Source organism: Limosilactobacillus reuteri subsp. reuteri (genome assembly GCF_000016825.1).
GTDB classification, from domain to species: domain Bacteria; phylum Bacillota; class Bacilli; order Lactobacillales; family Lactobacillaceae; genus Limosilactobacillus; species Limosilactobacillus reuteri.
The window spans coordinates 272238-292202 of the sequence record NC_009513.1 but is presented as its reverse complement, the minus strand read 5'-3'; the positions used below and the strand labels follow the sequence as shown (position 1 = coordinate 292202).

The 19965-nt window shown below is 40.6% G+C and carries 20 protein-coding genes; 8 read left to right on the top strand and 12 right to left on the bottom strand.

Annotated features, from left to right (window positions below; genetic code table 11):
* Position 1: 1 nt before the first annotated feature.
* Complete coding sequence (alr, locus tag LREU_RS01305; protein WP_003667248.1) at positions 2-1129, bottom strand: alanine racemase; 1128 nt, start codon at positions 1127-1129, stop codon at positions 2-4.
* Entirely contained in the window at positions 1129-1491 is a 363-nt protein-coding gene (gene acpS, locus LREU_RS01300; RefSeq protein WP_003667247.1) for a holo-ACP synthase, read from the bottom strand. The genes alr and acpS overlap by 1 nt, the downstream gene beginning before the upstream one ends.
* 330 nt (positions 1492-1821) lie before the next feature.
* Between acpS and dltX the strand changes: the two genes are divergently transcribed.
* Genes dltX through dltD form a run of 5 tightly spaced genes read left to right on the top strand, consistent with a single transcriptional unit; the run spans position 1822 to position 6268 of the window.
* Positions 1822-1962, top strand: coding sequence for a teichoic acid D-Ala incorporation-associated protein DltX (dltX, locus tag LREU_RS01295; RefSeq protein WP_003665629.1), 141 nt, complete (start codon positions 1822-1824; stop codon positions 1960-1962).
* A 21-nt stretch (positions 1963-1983) separates the two neighbouring features.
* Positions 1984-3510, top strand: coding sequence for a D-alanine--poly(phosphoribitol) ligase subunit DltA (gene dltA / locus LREU_RS01290; protein WP_003667246.1), 1527 nt, complete (start codon positions 1984-1986; stop codon positions 3508-3510).
* The gene (dltB, locus tag LREU_RS01285) at positions 3510-4727 is read left to right on the top strand and encodes a D-alanyl-lipoteichoic acid biosynthesis protein DltB (protein WP_003667245.1); all 1218 of its coding nucleotides are present in this window, start codon (positions 3510-3512) and stop codon (positions 4725-4727) included. The genes dltA and dltB overlap by 1 nt, the downstream gene beginning before the upstream one ends.
* A gap of 19 nt (positions 4728-4746) precedes the next feature.
* Positions 4747-4986 carry a D-alanine--poly(phosphoribitol) ligase subunit DltC gene (gene dltC, locus LREU_RS01280; protein WP_003667244.1) on the top strand — a complete coding sequence of 80 codons (240 nt, stop codon included), beginning with the start codon at positions 4747-4749 and terminating at the stop codon, positions 4984-4986.
* Complete coding sequence (gene dltD, locus LREU_RS01275; protein ID WP_011953388.1) at positions 4979-6268, top strand: D-alanyl-lipoteichoic acid biosynthesis protein DltD; 1290 nt, start codon at positions 4979-4981, stop codon at positions 6266-6268. Before dltC ends, dltD begins: the two co-directional genes overlap by 8 nt.
* 83 nt (positions 6269-6351) lie before the next feature.
* On the opposite strand, the gene ltrA is transcribed toward dltD, so the two are convergent.
* A complete protein-coding gene (gene ltrA / locus LREU_RS01270) occupies positions 6352-7734 on the bottom strand; it encodes a group II intron reverse transcriptase/maturase (protein ID WP_003667243.1) in 1383 nt (460 codons plus the stop codon).
* A 655-nt stretch (positions 7735-8389) separates the two neighbouring features.
* On the opposite strand from ltrA, the gene tnpA reads away from it, so the two are divergent.
* Entirely contained in the window at positions 8390-8848 is a 459-nt protein-coding gene (gene tnpA / locus LREU_RS01265; protein ID WP_003664118.1) for an IS200/IS605 family transposase, read from the top strand.
* Between the two features lie 145 nt (positions 8849-8993).
* On the opposite strand, the gene LREU_RS01260 is transcribed toward tnpA, so the two are convergent.
* Entirely contained in the window at positions 8994-9935 is a 942-nt protein-coding gene (locus LREU_RS01260; RefSeq protein ID WP_003667242.1) for a glutaminase, read from the bottom strand.
* A 465-nt stretch (positions 9936-10400) separates the two neighbouring features.
* Between LREU_RS01260 and LREU_RS01255 the strand changes: the two genes are divergently transcribed.
* Positions 10401-11237 carry an IS30 family transposase gene (locus LREU_RS01255; protein WP_003667241.1) on the top strand — a complete coding sequence of 279 codons (837 nt, stop codon included), beginning with the start codon at positions 10401-10403 and terminating at the stop codon, positions 11235-11237.
* 80 nt (positions 11238-11317) lie between these two features.
* Here LREU_RS01255 and LREU_RS01250 read toward each other — a convergent pair whose 3' ends face one another.
* The 4 genes from LREU_RS01250 to LREU_RS01235 form a co-directional block, all read right to left on the bottom strand.
* Positions 11318-12814 carry a degradosome RNA helicase CshA gene (locus tag LREU_RS01250; RefSeq protein WP_003667239.1) on the bottom strand — a complete coding sequence of 499 codons (1497 nt, stop codon included), beginning with the start codon at positions 12812-12814 and terminating at the stop codon, positions 11318-11320.
* A gap of 71 nt (positions 12815-12885) precedes the next feature.
* Positions 12886-14265, bottom strand: a complete 1380-nt coding sequence (locus LREU_RS01245) for a UDP-N-acetylmuramoyl-tripeptide--D-alanyl-D-alanine ligase (RefSeq protein WP_003667237.1) — start codon at positions 14263-14265, stop codon at positions 12886-12888.
* Between the two features lie 153 nt (positions 14266-14418).
* Positions 14419-15315 carry a zinc metalloprotease HtpX gene (gene htpX / locus LREU_RS01240; protein ID WP_003667235.1) on the bottom strand — a complete coding sequence of 299 codons (897 nt, stop codon included), beginning with the start codon at positions 15313-15315 and terminating at the stop codon, positions 14419-14421.
* 2 nt (positions 15316-15317) lie between these two features.
* Positions 15318-15887 (bottom strand): LemA family protein, encoded by a 570-nt coding sequence (locus LREU_RS01235; protein WP_003667234.1) that lies wholly within the window; start codon positions 15885-15887, stop codon positions 15318-15320.
* 129 nt (positions 15888-16016) lie between these two features.
* Here LREU_RS01235 and LREU_RS01230 point away from each other — a divergent pair, with 129 nt between their 5' ends.
* Entirely contained in the window at positions 16017-16481 is a 465-nt protein-coding gene (locus LREU_RS01230; RefSeq protein WP_003667233.1) for a low molecular weight protein-tyrosine-phosphatase, read from the top strand.
* A 38-nt stretch (positions 16482-16519) separates the two neighbouring features.
* Here the strand turns inward: LREU_RS01230 and LREU_RS01225 are convergent, their stop codons facing one another.
* The 4 genes from LREU_RS01225 to LREU_RS01210 all read right to left on the bottom strand — a co-directional run bounded on the left by LREU_RS01225 (position 16520) and on the right by LREU_RS01210 (position 19958).
* Positions 16520-17176, bottom strand: coding sequence for a histidine phosphatase family protein (locus tag LREU_RS01225; RefSeq protein ID WP_003667231.1), 657 nt, complete (start codon positions 17174-17176; stop codon positions 16520-16522).
* Positions 17177-17195: 19 nt separating this feature from the next.
* A complete protein-coding gene (fba, locus tag LREU_RS01220; protein ID WP_003667230.1) occupies positions 17196-18062 on the bottom strand; it encodes a class II fructose-1,6-bisphosphate aldolase in 867 nt (288 codons plus the stop codon).
* Between the two features lie 11 nt (positions 18063-18073).
* Positions 18074-18853, bottom strand: coding sequence for a triose-phosphate isomerase (gene tpiA, locus LREU_RS01215; protein ID WP_003667227.1), 780 nt, complete (start codon positions 18851-18853; stop codon positions 18074-18076).
* A gap of 400 nt (positions 18854-19253) precedes the next feature.
* Complete coding sequence (locus LREU_RS01210) at positions 19254-19958, bottom strand: class A sortase (RefSeq protein WP_003667224.1); 705 nt, start codon at positions 19956-19958, stop codon at positions 19254-19256.
* Between the last annotated feature and the right edge of the window lie 7 nt (positions 19959-19965).

Genomic DNA, 19965 nt, shown 5'->3' with positions numbered 1-19965 from the left:
ATTATTTACTTTGGCGATAAATGCGATGAACCCGATTACTAATATTAGTTAGGATTTCATAGTTAATAGTACCGGCCCGCTCAGCTAAATCAGTTGCTGTAATTTCTTGATCACCGGACTTGCCCATCAATACTACTGGAGTGCCGACTGGGTAATACTTAGGAAGTCGAATCATCATTTGATCCATACATACTCGTCCGGCAATATCACAAAATTGACCGTCAACTAATACTTTATAACCAGTCATACACCGTGGATAACCGTCAGCATAACCAATTGGCAAGGTGGCTAGCCATTCATCTTGCTCCGCCGTATAAGTGGCGCCATAGCTGACAGATCTTCCTGCCTTTAACTGCTTAACAAAAGAAATTGATGAAACTAATGAACTAACGGGCTGTAAATCAAGCGTTAATTTCAAGTCACGTCCAGATGGGTTTTGTCCATACATTGAAATCCCCATTCGAATTGTATTAGCAGTGATTGTCTCCCGATGCCATAAACCGGTCGCTGAATTTGCCATATGAACATACGGTGGCAGTTCAGCAAGGCTGGCAACAAATTGATGCCAACGTTGGACCTGCTGATTAAAGTAATTTTCATCAGGACTATCAGCAGTTGCAAAATGGGTGAACATTCCTTCGAATTCAAATTCAGGACTATCAAGCAGCTTAACAGCTTGCTTAAATGCAGCTACCTCTGTAAACCCAATCCGGCCCATTCCTGAATCAATCCCCAGATGAACCTTTAATGGTTTCTTAGGCTTGGCAACTTGTGCTAGTTGATGATATTGTTCAAGCCAATCTAAGGAGCCAACTGTTAAAGAAACTCCGGCTTGAGCAGCAATCAACGCATCTTCAACGGACGTAATTCCAAGGACAAGCGTCATCGCTTCAATCCCGTTATCCCGTAATTCTAATGCTTCATCTAAGATTGCCACGCATAAACCGCTCGCACCACTGGTCATTGCCGTTTGGGCAACTGGAATCAATCCATTGCCATAAGCATTCGCTTTTACAACGGCCAGGATTTTACTATTTTCGGGCAATACTTTTTTCTGTTCTTGAATATTATGACGTAATGCATCTAAGTCCACTATTAATGATGTATCTCGCAAACGACCATTAACCATTATTTATTCTCACTTTCTAAAATTACTTCTGTCATTACTAAGGTGGCAGTATGACTCACTGAAGCATGAGCATTACCATTATACGGCGATTTAGTCACAATTGGCGCTCCATATTGGTTATCAATGATTTCAATATCATGAAAGCCTAGGTTAGCACCAATTCCCGTTCCGTATGCTTTAGCAAAAGATTCTTTTAGCGACCACCGACCAGCAAGATATTCTACTGATCGCTGACCGCTAAATTGACTATATTGTTCTAGTTCAGTCGGTGTCAATACATGCTGGATGAATTGAGAATGCGCTGTTGCGGCTTTCTTAACTCGTTCAATCTCGGTTATATCGATTCCAATCCCCTTAATCATCGAGCGTTCGTCTCCTTAATCCTCACTAGTATCTACCGCTTAATCTTATCGAAAATAAGCGCTTCTTGCAATTATTGTTACATTAGTCCATCATTGTCATGTCATATAAAATTATAAATAAAGTTTAGGTTTTTCTAGTTACAATTAGCTCAGAAAAAGTTATAATTTTAAGGCAATAAGCATTCTTGTTTTTGAATATTTCATTAATTTTTTCTTAAGGATTTTATAGTAAGGTGAAAGTAACTCACCCTATTAGCCGAGATACATAATTAATGGTATTCTTGATATGAATGCCAATTACAAATTTATAAAGATGAGAGAAGGAGAACTATGGCTCAGATTATTCAACGCCATCCTGCATTACGATTCATCTTAAAAACATTATTTTACTTTGTAGTGCTTCTTTTATTAATCTACCTTTATGGTTATTACGGAGCAGGCCAAGAGCCATTTATCTACAACGAATTCTAATGCGGAGGAAATAGATAATATATGAGTAAGAATATTATTACTGTCTTTGAGCAAATTGCCAAGGACAACTCAACGCGGATCGCATATGATGAAATGGGCAAAACGACCACTTATGCGGACTTAAGCTCAGCAGTTGATACTTTAGCGGCATGGCTTAGTACTCAATCTTTGCCTGATCGTAGTCCGATTCTCGTATATGGTGATCATCAAGTTGAAATGATTATTAGCTTTTTAGCAGCTTTAAAAGCTGGACATACTTATATTCCAGTGTCCAACGATTCAGCAATTCCACGGATGCAATCAATTCTGGATACTGCTAAACCGGCGATGATTATTGCTGTTAATGATTTTCCAAGCAATGATCTCCAGTTTGATGCCCCAATTGTCGATCATCAACAGCTTGAAAAAATTTTGGCAACACCACAAACTTTTGATACTTCAGCAATGATTAATGGTGACGAACTAGCTTATGTCCTCTTTACGTCTGGAACTACTGGTTCGCCAAAGGGGGTTGAAGTTAGTCACGATAACTTTATGACCTTTGTTGACTGGATGTTAAGCGATGAATTTAAGATCAAAGAACATGCTAATTTCTTAGGGCAACCACCATATTCATTTGATCTTTCAAACATGTACTGGTTACCAGCACTACTTAATGGTGGGACAATCAAGGCGCTTCCTCACGAAGTTGTTGAGAATTTTGGTCAGATGTTTACTGCTCTACCAAACCTTGATCTTGAAGTTTTTGTAGGGACGCCATCATTTGCTGATATGTTAATGCTTAGCCCAGCATTTAACCAACAAAAAATGCCAAGCTTAAAGACCTTTCTCTTCTGTGGTGAAGAATTAACAGTAAAGACTGCAAAAGGATTACATCAGCGATTCCCAGATGCTAAAATCTTCAACACTTACGGTCCAACTGAAACAACAGTTGCCGTATCAGGAATCGAAATCACACCAGAAATCATTGAAAATAATGATCGCCTACCAGTTGGCTATGCTAAGCCAGGAGTCAAATTATCCATTTGGAATGGCAATCAAGAAATCACTACTCCTGGTGAACAAGGTGAAATTGTAATTAGTGGTAATAGTGTGGCACGTGGCTACATGAATAATCCAGAAAAAACAGCCAAGTCATTCTTTAAGATTGATGGTGTGCCTGCTTACCGAACTGGGGATGCGGGAACTCTTGACAGCGATGGCTTACTTCACCACAAAGGCCGCATGGATTTCCAAATTAAATTACATGGTTACCGGATTGAACTTGATGAAGTTCGTGCCAGTCTTGAAAAGAGTTCTTTAATCAAACAAGCAGTTGCGGTTCCGAAATATAATAAAGATGGCAAAGTTACGCACCTGATTGCTTATGTTATTCCAAACGAAGCGACTGGAGATACGGCTGGATTAACAAAACAGATTCGTGAAAGCTTGGACGGCTTAATCATGCCATATATGATGCCTACCCAATTCGTTTACCGTGAATCATTCCCAATGTCTGCAAATGGCAAGATTGCAGTTAAACAAATGGTTGCTGAGGCTAACAAGTAATGATTGATTGGATTTCAAACCTTCCTAATTTCAGTGCTTATGGAACCCCGGTATACTTCTTCTACTTACTTCTTGCTATTTTGCCGTTGGGAATCGGCCTTTACTTTGGGAAGAGGTTTAGCTGGTATGAAGCATTAATTAGTTTCATTTTTATCTTCTTAATGTTCGATGGTTCAAGCTGGCAACAAGGAATTTCATTAATTGCTTATGTTATTTACCAGACAATTATTGTGATGGCTTATCATCGCTACCGGCAAAATAATAATTCGAGTGGTGTTTTTTACTTCACTGCCGCCTTATCAATTTTGCCGATTGTAATTGTTAAGCTTTCACCGGCAATGGTTGGTCATAACTCCCTCCTTGGTTTCTTAGGAATTAGTTATTTAACTTTCCGGGCAGTCGGAACAGTAATTGAAACGCGTGATGGAATGATCAAAGAGATTTCCCCATGGAAGTTCATTCGTTTCATTCTATTCATGCCAACCATTACTTCTGGACCAATTGATCGTTACCGGCGTTTTGAAAAGGATTATAAAAAGGTCCCGACCCGCGAGGAATATTTGAATCTTGTTAACACCGGAATTCTCTACTTATTCCTTGGTTTCTTGTACAAATTTGTCATCGGTTATTTCTTCGGTCAGCGTTTTTACCCCTTCTTTGAAAAAGCGGCCTTAGCTGATCCATCATTCCCTTCTTGGAACTTAGTCGGTGTCATGTACACTTACGGACTTTACTTATTCTTTGATTTTGCTGGTTATTCATTGTTTGCAGTTGCTATTAGTTACTTTATGGGTGTGCGGACCCCAATGAACTTTAAGCAGCCTTTCAAATCGAAAAACCTTAAAGAATTCTGGAATCGTTGGCACATCAGCCTTTCGTTCTGGTTCCGTGATTATATTTTTATGCGGTTCGTCTTTCTTGCTACCAAAAAACGATGGTTTAAGAATCGAAATACCTTGTCATCAACCGCATATATGCTTAATATGTTACTAATGGGCTTTTGGCATGGAATTACCTGGTACTATATTCTCTATGGTTTTCTCCAAGGTCTAGGCCTAGTAGTTAATGACTGGTGGCTGCGTTTCAAGCGCAAAAACTTAAAACAGCTACCACATAATAAGTTCACTACTGGAGTTGCTATTTTTGTCACATTTAACTTTGTAATGTTTACTTTCTTGATCTTCAGTGGGTTCTTAGATACTTATCTATTCAAATAATTTTAGGAGGATTTTAATTATGCAAGAACAAATTATTAATATTTTAGCTGATGCAACTGGTCGGGATACTGCAGACTTTAGTGATGCAAGTCAAAACCTTTTTGAAAGTGGTCTTTTAGACTCAATGGCAACTGTTAGTCTTCTTCTCGGTTTACAAGATGCTTTTGGCGTTCAAGTACCAGTTTCAGAATTTGACCGTAACCAATGGGACACTATTGAAAAGATTGAAGAACGGGTAAAGGAGCTCCAAAATGCATAATGGCAAAAAGCTGTGGTCAATCTTTGGCCCGCTGATTGTCGCTTGTCTATTAGTAGTTCTTTTGTTTTCACTGCCGATTAGTAAAAAGCACTCAGCGGCGATTGAACATGAAGCTGCAGTATCACTAAGCCCCGTTGTTTTTAAGAACCAATCAATTAAGCAACAAGCGCTCAGTGATAAGCACACCCACTATGTTCCATTCTTTGGTTCTAGTGAATTACGGCGAATGGATCGCTTCCATCCTTCTGTAATGGCTGCTCGTTATCATAACTATACTCCTTTCCTCTTTGGTTCACGGGGTACCCAATCTCTTCCGCAATTCTTTAACATTAATTCAATGGAAACGCAGATGAGAAATAATAAGGCAGTCTATATCATTTCACCACAATGGTTTACCAAGCAGGGTGTTCAACCACCAGCTTTCAAGTACTATAATGGTGAACTCGCTAACCTTAACTGGCTTCAACACGCTAATCCCAAATCACCATATGATCGTTACATTGCAACGCGATTAATTGCAATGCTTGGCAAAGATGGGACTGTTTCTTCGTATGCTAAAAAAATCGCTGAAGGAAAATCCCTGAGCAGTTTCGACATGGGAGTTATCCGCTTCCGACTTAACATGCTTGTTCATGAAGATGCCATCTTCTCAGGTTTTCAATTAAATAATAACTATGGCAAGCATATCCTCCCAAATGTTAAGAAGCTTCCTCAGCATTACAACTATAATGAACTTTATGATGATGCAATGAATGAAGCCGCACGTGATACTAATAACAACCGTTTCGGTATCAAAAACAGCTTCTATACCCAGCGTGTGAAGAAAAACTTAGCGAAAACAAAGGGATCACAACGGAATTTCAATTATACTAAGTCACCAGAATATGGCGATTTGGAAGTAGTTTTGAATCAGTTTAAGAATACCAATTCAAACGTCCTCTTTATCATCCCACCGGTTAATTCAAAGTGGGAAAAGTACACGGGAATGGACATGAATATGTATTACCAATCTGTTGAAAAAATCAAATTCCAGCTTCGCCAACAAGGGTTCAATCACATTTTGGATCTTTCTCATGATGGTGATAAGCCTGGATTTATGGAAGATACTATTCATATCGGTTGGGCTGGTTGGGTAAAAGTTGATAAAGCTACTAATAGTTTTATTTCTAACAAGCAACCGCAACCACATTATCAAATCAATAGTAAGTTCCTTTCACCAGAATGGACTAACTTAACCCCAACTCCTGGTAATTTACAGAAATTCCAAGAAAAATTACATTAATCGAGTAGGAGATAATTGATTAGTTCAATTATCGACCTCTCACACCACCGTACGTACGGTTCCGTATACGGCGGTTCGACAACTTAATCACTTTGAATTGACTGGAGCGTCTTGGACATATTCATAAGTCCGAGTTGTTCCAGTTTTCTATTAGTTAGAGAATAGCTCAAGGTCTTACTGTGTGCAGTTCGCCAGTAGCCCTTGCAGGTACTAGCGAAGCCATATGCATCACGCTGGGACAGCCCCAGCTTCTGTAAGTTAGTTACCTTAGTTTTAAGCTTCTTCCATTGCTTCCAGATATACTGTCTTATTCGGGCCCTCAACCACTTGTCAAGGCGTTGAATAAAGTCAGTTAGTTTCCCAATTGAGTAGTACTGAAGCCATCCACGCATTTTTCGCTGAATTTCTTCAAACATTCTTGTCAGGGATATTCCACGATTACGTTTAGTTAATAACCTCAATGCTTTCTTTACTCGTTGTTGCGATTGTTTTGCTGGACGGGCGTAGGCTCCATTGTGGTCTACACCCAACAAAAAGCCAAGAAACTTTAACCGTAGCGGGCTACCGACTTTGGTTTTATCTGGGTTCACTTTAACTTTCAAGCGCTTTTCAAGAAACTGGGTAATGCTTCGCATTACTCGTTCTCCGGCTCGTTGACTTTTAACATAGATGTTACAATCATCCGCATAGCGCACAAAGTGATGACCACGTCCAGTCAACTCTTTGTCCAACTCATTTAGATAGATGTTCGCCAGTAGTGGGGACAATGGCCCTCCTTGTGGGGTTCCTTTTTCACTCTTAGCGAAAAGCCCATGATCTAAGACTCCGCTAGTTAGAAACTTACGAATGAGTCTTAGTGTCCATGTGTCATCAATATATTGTTGGAGATACTTAATCATCAAGTCATGATTAACGTTATCAAAATAGGCTTTTAGGTCTAAGTCAACAACTCTTCGATAACCTTGATTATAAAGATCTACTACTTTTTCAATAGCGTCATGGGCCCCACGGTGGGGACGAAAGCCAAAACTATTATCAGAAAAAACACGCTCAAAGATAGGCGTAAGAATTTGGGCTACAGCTTGTTGAACCATTCGGTCCACCACTGTTGGTATTCCGAGTTTTCTTACTCCACCATTAGGCTTCGGAATTTCTACCCGTTTGACTGGTGCTGGTTTATACTTGCCTTCACGCAAACTAGCGATCAATTCCGTCTTATTTTCTCTGAGATATGGCAGAAGATCATTGACTGTCATATCGTCAATGCCTGCTGCCCCTTTATTTCTCTTAACTCGCAAATAAGCCTGATTAAGGTTATTGCGGTCCAAGACTAAGTCTTGGATAGTGACACTCATACCTTTACCTTCACCATAATCGGTACTACGCGCCCTTGTGTACTTTCGGTTTTCCAAACCTATCCTCGACAAGCGGTCAGCTTGTTGTTCTGTTTTCTGCGATTGTCGCACCTGATTACACCTCCGATATAAGTTACAAGTTATTGTCGTTCAGTCCTTCATCTGATTACTCAGACTACTATGACCTCAGCTGACTTCTGGCTTACTCAACGCTACATCACTGCACCGCTTGTTTCTGTGGAAATTAAACTTATTCCTCTTGTCGGAAACGTGTAGGCCAGATCTCCCTGGGTAAGGATATTAACTTTCGCACCATGTCACCGGTAGCTTTACTGAAAGTAACTTCGAGTAGTGTTGGACTTTAACTTGTCGTGCAGTCTTATCCAGTTAGTTCCAGCCTTATAGCTACTTCTTGTTCATCGGTGCAGTACTTTGCCTTAGACTTCCTTCAGATTCCACCTCACAGTGGACACCCTTGTCCTCAGCTCATGGTTCCGACTACTACGGCCCATAGCGGACTCTCACCGCCTAGCTAATACCCATGCCGGGCGCACACAAAAAGCGAGACTTGAAGAATTTTTTTCTTCGGGCCTCGCTTTTATTAATGTCTTTAGACCTAGTTGAGTGCGCGAGCAGAGCGAGTGCACGAAACAAAAAACCACCTGCTATGCGGGTGGGCGATAAAAATTATATAAAAAAGGCCTCTTTTGCCTTAAGATGTAGGTGTTCAAGCCAAAGTCAATAAGGGAAAAGAGGTTATATAAATATGGCTAATAAATTAAATAGCTTAGCCCATACGAAGTGGTTATGTAAGTATCACATCGTATTCATACCAAAGTATAGACGTAAAGCGATCTTCAATCAATACCGAAGAGACCTGAGAGATTATATTCGTTTGTTGTGCAAATATAAGGGAGTAGAAATAATTGAAGGTCATATGATGCCAGATCATGTGCACTTGTTAGTAAGTATTCCGCCGAAACTAAGTGTCTCGCAGTTTATGGGATACTTAAAAGGGAAAAGTGCATTAATGATGTTTGATCGACATGCAAACTTAAAATACAAATATGGGAACCGACATTTTTGGGCTGAAGGCTACTATGTGAGTACAGTTGGATTAAATGAATCCACGATAAAGAAGTATATCCGAGATCAAGAGAAACATGATATAGCAATGGATAAGCTAACAAGTGTGGAATATTCGGACCCTTTTAAGGGTAAGTGAGGTAGTATAAACACCGCTTAAAGCGGTGGCAAAGTAGTCAGAGCATTTTGGCTTGAGCAAAGCGAAAGCCAGCGCCTTGAGACGCCGGCTTTTATTATCGGCTTATAGCCGATGTGCAAACCACCCGTTTGACGGGTGGTTATGATTAAACTACTAATTCTAATTGATCAACAACATCTTGTAATAAACTCATTCCTGCCAAACTATTGCCATGTTGATCAAGAGCTGGACTAAAAATACCAATACCACATTTTTGCGGGGCACAAGCCAATAAGCCGCCGCCAGTACCACTTTTAATAGGGAGTTCAATTTTAATTGTGTATTCTTTTGATTCTTCAAACGAACCAACTGTTGTTAGCAATTTCTTTACCAACTCGTTATCTTCATGGCTAATAAGACGCTCATTATCCCAAGGTTTAATTCCATCATTTGCCAAGACTGCTCCTAGGTTAGCAAGACTCTGTGATGTCACCATCATTGAGCTTTGCATAAAATAAGTTATCAATGTTTGATCAACAGTCTCTAAAATATCTTTATCTTTCATATAGTAAGCCAGTGCATGAATATCTTTATCATTCATAATTGCTGACCGAAATAAACGCTCATTCAAGCTAATGCATGGGTCATTGCAGATCTCACGGCAGAAACCGAGAAGGGCATTAAAACTATTCTGCCCCATCAACTGGTCAATTAAGGCTGTCGTTAACAAAGCGGAGGAATTATTAAGGTAATTTACCCGGTGGACCTGCTCGGTTAACTCGTCATCCAATAGTACCGAACTTAGGCTATAATCTGCCGAACCATTTTCTAGTTCTGCTAAGACGCGCTTATGTCCTAATCTCTTGATCGTTAATATTAAAGTTATGACCTTCGCAATACTCTCGATCGCAAATCGCGTTCCTGCCATTCCAGCGGTCCCAATTTCGTCCTCGTCAACGTCATAAATGGCAATGCCCAGTTGTTGCGGATCAACAATTCCTAATATCGGAATATAGTTTGCAACCTTACCATGAGCTGTTTCAGCAAAGTTTTTATCAATCAATTGCTCTAATTTTTGCATCGTCAAAACCTCTCTCACACAAGGCATAAATAACCCTGCAGCTCCTCAAGTACCAAACAAGAAAAATTAGCCCCCCTTTACACTTAATTTGCATGATGAAATAATAGCCTAATATCTACATGAGCTCATCTTCTCAGATACTAATCATCGTAATAGTCGCAACAAATATATTATAAATAAATCAAATAATTAGAATAAATATTTTTATAAAAAAAGATAACGAAATGGGAGCGAGACAGAAGTCACTCGTGACTTCGTTTTCGAGCCCCCGCAAGCAACAGTAGGCCTCCAACGTTCGGTTTTACCGGGCGTTGGAGGCCATTGTTGTACTGCGCCATTTGTCTTTTATGGAAGTAACTTAACTTAAGTCACAAACCCATATTTAATTTATGGTAGATTGCAAAATTTAAGTTGAACATATTAGTGGACATAAAAACCCATAAAGGTCTTTAATGGTGTCACCACAACATTCCATTAGAAAGAAGGACCTTTATGGGCACCACTATTTTATCATTTGAAGACCGTGTTGTCATCGAAACTCTTCGTTATGAAAGCCGCTCCCTTAAATACATCGCTGATTACCTTGGCTTCAGTAAAACCACGATCTTTAATGAGGTTCATCGTTTGACTGATGAATATCACACAGTTAAAGCTCAAGCTGATCATGAAGCTAAACTTAGTCATCGTGGGCGTAAAACCATCTTAACGAGTAACCTCAAGCGATTAATTGAAGAAAAGATTAAGATCCAAAAATGGTCGATTGAACAAGTGGCTCATGTAGTTAGAATCGCCTACAAGACCATCTACACCTGGATTGATCAAGGAGTATTGGATATTGGCGTGGCTGATTTACCTGACCATGGAATTCGCCGCCGACGAGCCAAAGAAACCCGTGGTACTTTTAGCCATGGACGTTCCATTGAAGATCGTCCCGCTGAAGTTATTGACCGTCATACCTCAGGTCACTTTGAAGCAGATACAGTTTTATCTGGAAAGCGTAAAGGTCAAGCAATAGCTACGTTTGTCGAGCGTAAGAGTCGTCTTGTCATCGTTAAACGGCTTCAGGGACGAGATAGCACCTCAATGACCAAGGCCATTTTAGAATTAGCTAACCAGTTAGAAGATAATCTCAAGATCCTTACTGTTGACCATGGGAAAGAATTCGCTAACTACAAGCTAATTGAAGAGCAGGCCAGGATTCCCCTCTACTTTGCGCATGCTTATTCTCCACATGAACGGGGCAGTAATGAGAATCGCAACCGAGTACTACGACGCTTTATCCCCAAAGGTCAACCGATTGAGATCTTTTTGCGTAATCTGCGTCACTAACTTTGTTCAAATTATTTCTTGCAATCTGCCAAATTAAAAAAAGTCCTTGGTCAAATCTCAACCAAAGACTTCTTAGCTAATTAATCTTCTTTTCGATGACGGATATTAAATGCATGGCGACTGGAATGGCTCTTTCCATGGTTATCATTTCGGTGACCACCACCATGTTGGTGACGGCGGAAATTCTTACGCCGGTAGTGGTTGCCACCATGCGAATTATTTCGGTTGCCATTACGGTTATTCCGCTTGTTACGCCGTGGGAGAGGACGTTCAGGAGTAATCTTAACTGGAACTTCACTGGCCGCTTCCTTCGTCATGTTATTTAACAATGCTGCTACCAGATCAGTTGCATTATGAGTTTCTAGTAGCTTTTCAGCGGCTTCTTCATAACGATCAGTTGAATCCTGCGCGATTAATTCATCGATATCATTAAAGGCTGAGGCAACTTGACCCTTAAATGCTTCTTCAGCTGTTGGTGGCTTAAGTGGCAGCATCCGTACCCGGGTTAATTTTTCAATCTCATGAAGGTAATCCATCTCATTTGGGGTAACAAAGGTTAAGGATACCCCGTGATGTCCGGCCCGTCCTGTTCGGCCAATCCGGTGAACATAGCTGTCTGGGTCAGATGGAATATCATAATTATAAACATGCGTAACCCCGGAAATGTCTAAGCCCCGAGCAGCCACATCTGTTGCAACTAAGATATCAAGTTCATTGTTCTTAAACTTCCACATGATCTTAGAACGCTTATCTTGAGTAAGGTCACCATGAATACCAGCTGCATTGTAGCCACGCGCAATCAAGCCCTTCGACAATTCATCTACCCGCCGCTTTGTCCGACCAAAGACAATTGTTAAGTCAGGATCTTGAACGTCAATTAAACGGGTCATGATGTCAAACTTTTCATAGTCACGCGCGCGAATATAGTACTGATCAACTAAGTCAGTAGTCAATTCTTTGGCCTTGATCCGCACAGTTTCCGGATCAGACATAAATTGAACTCCAATCCGCTTGATTTCTGGTGGCATGGTTGCTGAGAAGAGCAATGTTTGCCGATCATCTGGTGTTTCCTTGATGATTGATTCAATATCCTCTAAGAATCCCATGTTTAGCATTTCATCTGCTTCATCGAGGACAAGGGTCTTAATGTGGTCAAGTTTAACTGTATGACGGTTAATATGGTCACGTAACCGTCCAGGGGTCCCCACGAGAATTTGTGGGTGTTGTTTCAAGCTCTTAATTTGGCGCCGAATATCTGCCCCACCATATACTACTTGCACGCGAACATGTTTATCTTTACCAAGACGATAAAGTTCTTCTTGAGTCTGGATTGCTAATTCACGTGTTGGTGAAATGATAATTGCTTGAATATTGAGATTTTCAGTATCAACGTTTTCAATAATTGGCAATCCAAAAGCAGCCGTCTTACCAGTCCCTGTTTGTGCTTGCCCAATAACATCCTTACCTTCAAGAACCATTGGAATCGTTTGTTCTTGGATTGGTGTTGCTTCTTCGTATCCGCTCCGTTTGATTGCTTTTAATAGGCTATCGGATAAGCCTAATTCACTAAACTTCAAAAATTTTCCTCCTAAAAATGACCAGTCGATTTATGATATAAGCATCAGTAATCGACTGGCAAATATATTAACTATTCTGCTTTTAATGCCGTCAAGACTTCTTCTAGGTGAATGCCATGACTTGCTTTCAATAGAACAATATCCTCACCTGTCAAAGTAGCCGTAAGATCGGCAATTAATTGTTGAAGGTCACTAGCAGCATAATGATGGATATCTTCAGCTGGGTACCCTTCTTGGATCAACTTATCTTTAAGATTTTTCATTTGTTCGCCTACAAGGTAAACACTAGCAATCTTTTGGTGGTCAATCTCTTCTGCTAAGCTAGCATGCAACTTTGCCGCAGCATCCCCTAATTCCAGCATGTCCCCTAATACGGCGATCCGGCGACCAGCTACTGGTGTTTCTGCAATCGTCTTAAGGACTTCCTTGGCAGCGGTCGGGTTTGAATTGTAAACATCACTTAAGATCTGTTCACCATTCTTTCCTTTAACCCATTCAGCACGATTTTCCGTTAATTCAACGTTTGCCAACGCTTGCTTCATGTGGGCGGGAGTAATATGCAGAATCTTACCCACTTCCATAGCCGCTAACGCATTATTAATATTGTATTCACCAACCATTGGGATAGTGAATTCTTCATCTGGCCATTCGTTGACGGTAAATGATAACTGCCGTGGTTCATCGTGGACACTTGTTGCATACAAATTATTGCTTAGTTGCCGACCAAAGCGCATCTGTCGTTGGGCAAGATCTTTTACCCGTTCCTCTAATAATGGTTCATCCCCATTAAATACTAGTGTTCCATCTTCCTTTAGGCCATGGGTAATTTCCATCTTTGCATCAGCAATCTTATCACGAGTCCCGAAGAATTCGATATGTGCTTCCCCAATCATTGTAATAACGGCAATGTCAGGATTTACAAGCTTACTTAAGAAGTCAAGCTGACCAAAACGGTCCATGCCCATCTCAACTACCACTGCTTCGGTATTAGACTCCATGTTAAGAAGCGTTACTGGAACCCCAATCTCATTATTAAAATTAGCATATGTCTTCGCGACATTAAACTGCGTACTTAAGATTGACGCAATCATATCTTTAGTCGTCGTCTTCCCATTACTGCCTGTAACTGCAACAACAATCGGATTGATCTTATGCAAGTAGTACTTCCCTAGTTGTTGAAGGGCCGCTAGTGGATCACTAACGACTAATAGCGGGTGCGTCTGATCCGTTATCTCATGGTCACTAGCCCATAAACTAGCTACTGCACCATTGGTAAAAGCACTCGGTACGTATTGGTGGCCGTCTTGGGCACCTTGCAATGGAACAAATAAGCTCCCTTGATCTAAGTGTCGACTGTCAAATGACACACTAGTCACTTCTACGTCTTTCCATTGTTCAATGTCATTTTGTGCGTTGATCGCCTTGGCAATTTCCGCTAATTTCATTTTCATGAAAAAGATACCTCTTCTTTTGATACTTTGGTCTAGCTTTTTAATTATATCACCCTCACTAGTATAAGGCGATTAAAAACAATAAGTCGTGAGTAAAAATAGCAAAGACTGAGAAAAAGCAAAAGTTTTTTCTCAGTCTTTGCTATAAACTTATTACATTTGACGCAACCGTTCAATTCGCTTATCTAGCGGGGGGTGAGTGTCAAATAGATTTGAAAAAGGATGGTGCTTAGCGTTCTTTTCTGGATCGCTAATATATAATGCCGAACTGCTTGGGTCCACATGTTTCATTGGAACAGCAGTTTTTAGCTTTTCCAATGCACTAATCATCCCTTGCGGATTACGGGTTAATTCCACAGCACCTGCATCGGCTAAGTATTCCCGATTACGTGAAAGAGCCATCTGCGCAATGGTTGCTGCCAATGGCGCTAAGATAATCAAAAGAATCGAACCAAGGATGGCGAAAATACTTGATGGATTATCCCGGTCATCACTACTGCTCCGACCACCAATCCACCAGAAATTTCCAGCAAAATTAACAAGCATTGCGATTGCGGATGCTAAGGCTAACGCAATTGTTTGCAGACGGATGTCATAGTTACGAACGTGAGTCATTTCATGGGCCATTACCCCTTCTAGTTCCTCACGATTCATTTTTTCCATCAAACCAGTAGTAGCGGCCACAGCAGCATGCTCAGGATCATTACCAGTCGCAAAAGCATTGGGACTTGGGTCATGGATGATATAGACTTTCGGCATTGGTACCCGTGCAACTAAAGCCATATCTTCAACAATATGCCAAAGTTCTGGCGCATCACTCGCTGATCGTACCTCCGTCGCGTTATTCATCCGCATCACTACATCAGTCGATTGACCAATGATCACGGACATATAGATCACCGCAATAATCGCCGCAATGATCATGCCGCCAATCACTGTCCGCGCAAATAAATAGCCAATCGCGGCCCCAATTAAAGCAAGCAATACAAAGAACCCAAACATCACCAAAATTGTTTTTCGTTTATTACGGGCAATTTGCTGATATAACATGCTTAATCACCTAAATCATCAAATGAAACTTTTGGCACAGCCTTGGCTTCTTCTGGCACTTGTAAGTAATCCATTTGTTGGAAGTGATGAATTTTAGCCACAATATTGCTTGGGAAAGATTGAATCTTAGCATCTAAAGCCGCCACAGTACTGTTGTAAAGCTGCCGTGAGTAGGCAATCTTGTTTTCAGTATTGGTTAATTCTTCCATTAATTTTTGGTATTCAGCACTTGCTTTTAAGTCTGGATAATTTTCAGCGACGGCAAACAATGTCCGTAAAGTTCCCGTTAATTCATTGGAAACTTCCATTTTTTTAGCATGATCGCTGTCTGGAATACTATTTAATTCCGTCCGCAGCTTTGTCACCTTTTCCAAGGTTCCCGCTTCATACTTGCTATAGCCCTTAACTGTTGAAATTAAGTTAGGGATCAAGTCGTTACGTCGTTGTAATTGAACATCAATTTGACTCCAGGATTCTTGTGCGTGTGTCCGCAATTGAATCAAACTGTTGTAAAGTCCTGCATAAATAGCAATCAACAAGACAATGACAACAATTACAATAATAAGGGTCATTTTTGTTCCTCCTCTAAAAATATTTGTTCTTAATTTTACCAAAAACTTAAGGATAGTGTTAGGATTCCCGAATATTTTAGCAAAATATTATCTTTTTCGGTATGATAGAAGTATAAACGAGGTGATTACATGAACGTTTTATTTGTCTGCTTAGGAAACATTTGTCGGTCACCAATGGCCGAGGCAATGTTCAAGCAAATGGTTGATGACGCAGGATTAAATGGCAAAATCAATGTTGATTCTGCTGGAACAAGTAACGAAGAAGAAGGAAATGGTCCCCACCCAGGTGCCGCAAAGACAATGCACGCACACGGGTTATCAACGGATGGCTTAATCTCACGCCCAATTACACGACAAGACTTCGAGTGGGCTGATTACATCATCTGCATGGATAATATGAACAAGTACAACTTACAACGCATTGCACCAGCGCAAGATCGTGATAAAGTCCACTTAGCATATGAAGTAATTCCTGGCAAAGAAGATCAAGAAATTCCTGATCCTTGGTATACTCACCGCTTTGAAGATACTTACAATAGCCTAAACGAGACATTGCCATTATGGCTGGATAAAATTACTAAAGAATTGTCCTAACAACAAAAGAGGTTTGGAAAATAATTCCTTGCCTCTTTTTATAGTTTAAATTGATTGTATCCAGTAATTTCAACGTCTCTAGCTGTTAGCTGAACCTTCATCAGCGCGCCGTTATGTAAGTTTTCATACTTGTATCCAGGTTTCCCATACATCCCCGCAATATATTGGATAATCGATCCATGGGCTACTACAACCACATTACTCTCATCCGGTAAGCTTTGCAAAAAGGCAATTGCCTGCTCTACACGGGCATTTAATTCATTACTATCTTCTGCAAGGTGAGCCGGATCGGCGGCTTTCAGTAAGTCATGCGCTTTTTCAACGCCAAACTCATCAACTAATTCACCGATACGCCTAAATCGCTTGCCTTCAAGATAGCTTGCCCAGATAGCGCCTTCTTCATTACTATGACCTTCAAAAGACCCATAAAATACCTCGCGGAAGAACTTTTTTTGGATTGGTTCCTTCACCGTCGCAGTTAGGTGATCCGCAATTAAAAGCCGTGCAGTATCAACTGCTCGTTTTAAATCACTGGAGAAAAGGTAATCGATCCTTAAGTCCGCTAAAACTTGGCCGATCTTTTTAGCATCCATCTCTCCTTTTTCTGTAAGCGGGGTATCTGACCATCCTTGCAGGCGAGCAAACCGGTTGAAGTAGGTCTCACCGTGCCGGACAAAGTAAACTGTGATTGCCATTCGATAACCTCCATTATAATTAGGCGACTGCTGGCGTGCCTAACCATTCAATCATATCTTTCATTTTAGCAGTTATTGCATCTGTTCCGGGAAGTAATAATTTCCGCGGATCATATCCTTTTTGTTCTTTATTGAGGTCTAATTCATTTTCAATATACTTCCGGGTTGCATCTTGGAACGCTAACTGGAATTCAGTATTGATATTCACCTTTGCAATCCCCATTGAAATTGCTTTTTGAACCTGTTCTCTAGGAATTCCTGAACCACCGTGAAGCACTAGCGGAATATCAATCGCATTCGCAATTTCTTGAAGGCGGTCAAAGTCTAACCCTGGCCAGTTAGCAGGGTAAATGCCGTGAATGTTACCAATCCCACAAGCAAGACGGTCAACCCCCATTGCTGCAAACGCCATTGCATCTTCAACATCAGCAAGTTCTCCACTGCTGGTATCCTGATTTTCTCCCACTTTACCGATTTCGGCTTCAACCGCAATGCCGCGTGAATGCGCTAATTGGACAATCTCTTTGGTTTTGGCGTAATTTTCTTCAATCGGTAACTTATGGCCGTCAAACATAACTGACGAATATCCTAAGTTAATACATTCAATCGCTGCATCATAGTCACCATGGTCAAGATTCAGGATAACTGGAACTTTAATTCCCATTGCATCCATCTGGTCCTCGACCATATCTTTAACAAATTTATAACCACCCATATACTTGGCGGCTCCCATTGAAACTTGGATCAGTACTGGGGTATTAGTCTCCGCGGCAGCCCGCAAAATGGCCCGGGTCCATTCAAGATTATTAATATTATATGCCCCAATTGCGTATTGGTTCTTCCGTGCGTCATCAAAAAGTTTGTTTCCGTTATCAAAGTAAGCCATTATTCTTCCTCCTAAATTACCTGTAACTTCTGCTTGCTCGCTAATTCGATATAATTAATCATTTGTAAGAAACTTTCAATCTCGAGACTTGCGCGACCGATTAGCGCCCCATCAACATTTGGTTTACTCATAATTTGACCAATGTTCTCGGGATTAACGCTGCCACCATAGAGTATTCGGACTTGCTCGCCAATCTCATTACCATACATTTCAACCAGGCTTTGACGAATTGCCTGACATCCCTCTTCCGCAATGTCTGGATTTGCTTGATGCGTGCTCCCAACGGCCCAACTTGGTTCATACGAAATAACAATCTGTGATAGTTTATTAGCTGGTACCCCTTTAAGGACGCTTTTTAGTTGGCGAAATACATAATGAATTTGTCCGTTAACTTCTGTTTGGACCATCTCTTCATCCGTACAAATGATTGGAATAATACCAGCATTGAGGGCTGCTAAAACTTTTTGATTAATTGAATCATTACTCTCGTTAAAAAGGCGTCGGCGCTCTAAATGGCCTAGCATCACGTATGTCACGCCCGCATCTGCTAAACTTCGCATGCTAATTTCTCCAGTATATGGTCCCTCTAACTCAGCAGATGCATTTTGAGCAATAATTTGTAAGTTGGAAGAGCTCGCCACTTTTTTCATGTTATATAGCGAAACTGCTTGCGCGGCGATCCCAATTTCTTTATCTGCCGGGAGCTTTTCTTTAATTGCTTTAACAAACGCAACAGATTCATGAACGTTTTTATTCATTTTCCAGTTCGCAATAATAAACGGTTTGCGCATTTCTTTGCCTCCTTAAATTCAATGTATCTCTTTCTTATGCGGTTCCTAAAAAAGAGTCAAGAAATTTATTTACAGCAAAAAAATGAGCAAACGGTGGCATTCCTGTCCGTTCGCTCATCTGTTTACTTAAAATTTATTTTAATTTGGCTATTTTTTATCGTCATTGTGTTTTTCTTAATTTGGAATGGATTACAAATACAGGCAAAATCCACAAAATAAAAAAGGAGGCTGGAAGAAAATTTTTTCTCTCAGCCTCAATGGTTTTCACAAACAATAGTAAGATAACATGAAACTAGCTTCGCGTCGTCACAAGGCTCGAGGCTAAGTACGAACGATAATTAGCCCGTGCCGCTCTAGCTTAGCCCACCGCCTTGTCGAGGAGATTATTTCCCCCTTCCCTTTAACGACCTGTCGTATATTTTTCGCTAAAATTCTTTTGCACATTTTGTGGTGCTTTCGTAAATGGCTCTGATTTAACAAATTTACCGCGGATCATCAACCGATTGGCCCCGGTAGCGTCACAAGTAATCAAAGTTATAATCTTTTCCGGCGTATTGTCTACCACATCAACCCGGGTTGCCGCAATGAATTCACGTTGATAAATCTTATATTCATAAACGCGATCCATGTTGGTGATATAAATCATCTGCCCTACCTTAGCATGATAGTACAATGGAGAAAAGAGGATTTTGCTCCCATGGGCCATATTATGACCAGCTAACGCATAGTTGCCTTCCCCCATCTTCATGTCTGGACGAAGGGTTCCTGCTGCTAACGCAAGAGTTGTATTATCAACTCCATTAGCAATTGGAATCGTCATATTAATAGCCGGAACCGTAATTGCTCCAATGGTATTAATCGATTGCTTATTTGCACGAGCCTTGGCAGCTGTTTGCAAGTTAAGATCTTTGACACTTTGAAAATCATAGGTTGCTTTTTTCTTTTGGTTGCTTTGAACCGTTTGCCGAGTAATCTCAGGTTTATAACTCCCTACTAAGTAAGACTTAATCTGTTGGTTAAAAATTAAGACAACTGATACCAGTAACAGTACAACAACCGCTGTCCACCGTAACCATTCAAATGATCGCTTTTTATCTTTTTTCACGATATTG

Excerpts from the sequence above, each read along its gene's own strand:
- alr (WP_003667248.1), bottom strand. The coding sequence starts at position 1,129 with ATGGTTAATGGTCGTTTGCGAGATACATCATTAATAGTGGACTTAGAT.
- acpS (WP_003667247.1), bottom strand. The coding sequence starts at position 1,491 with ATGATTAAGGGGATTGGAATCGATATAACCGAGATTGAACGAGTTAAG.
- dltX (WP_003665629.1), top strand. The coding sequence starts at position 1,822 with ATGGCTCAGATTATTCAACGCCATCCTGCATTACGATTCATCTTAAAA.
- dltA (WP_003667246.1), top strand. The coding sequence starts at position 1,984 with ATGAGTAAGAATATTATTACTGTCTTTGAGCAAATTGCCAAGGACAAC.
- dltB (WP_003667245.1), top strand. The coding sequence starts at position 3,510 with ATGATTGATTGGATTTCAAACCTTCCTAATTTCAGTGCTTATGGAACC.
- dltC (WP_003667244.1), top strand. The coding sequence starts at position 4,747 with ATGCAAGAACAAATTATTAATATTTTAGCTGATGCAACTGGTCGGGAT.
- dltD (WP_011953388.1), top strand. The coding sequence starts at position 4,979 with ATGCATAATGGCAAAAAGCTGTGGTCAATCTTTGGCCCGCTGATTGTC.
- tnpA (WP_003664118.1), top strand. The coding sequence starts at position 8,390 with ATGGCTAATAAATTAAATAGCTTAGCCCATACGAAGTGGTTATGTAAG.
- LREU_RS01260 (WP_003667242.1), bottom strand. The coding sequence starts at position 9,935 with ATGCCTTGTGTGAGAGAGGTTTTGACGATGCAAAAATTAGAGCAATTG.
- LREU_RS01255 (WP_003667241.1), top strand. The coding sequence starts at position 10,401 with ATGGGCACCACTATTTTATCATTTGAAGACCGTGTTGTCATCGAAACT.
- LREU_RS01245 (WP_003667237.1), bottom strand. The coding sequence starts at position 14,265 with ATGAAAATGAAATTAGCGGAAATTGCCAAGGCGATCAACGCACAAAAT.
- htpX (WP_003667235.1), bottom strand. The coding sequence starts at position 15,315 with ATGTTATATCAGCAAATTGCCCGTAATAAACGAAAAACAATTTTGGTG.
- LREU_RS01235 (WP_003667234.1), bottom strand. The coding sequence starts at position 15,887 with ATGACCCTTATTATTGTAATTGTTGTCATTGTCTTGTTGATTGCTATT.
- LREU_RS01230 (WP_003667233.1), top strand. The coding sequence starts at position 16,017 with ATGAACGTTTTATTTGTCTGCTTAGGAAACATTTGTCGGTCACCAATG.
- LREU_RS01225 (WP_003667231.1), bottom strand. The coding sequence starts at position 17,176 with ATGGCAATCACAGTTTACTTTGTCCGGCACGGTGAGACCTACTTCAAC.
- fba (WP_003667230.1), bottom strand. The coding sequence starts at position 18,062 with ATGGCTTACTTTGATAACGGAAACAAACTTTTTGATGACGCACGGAAG.
- tpiA (WP_003667227.1), bottom strand. The coding sequence starts at position 18,853 with ATGCGCAAACCGTTTATTATTGCGAACTGGAAAATGAATAAAAACGTT.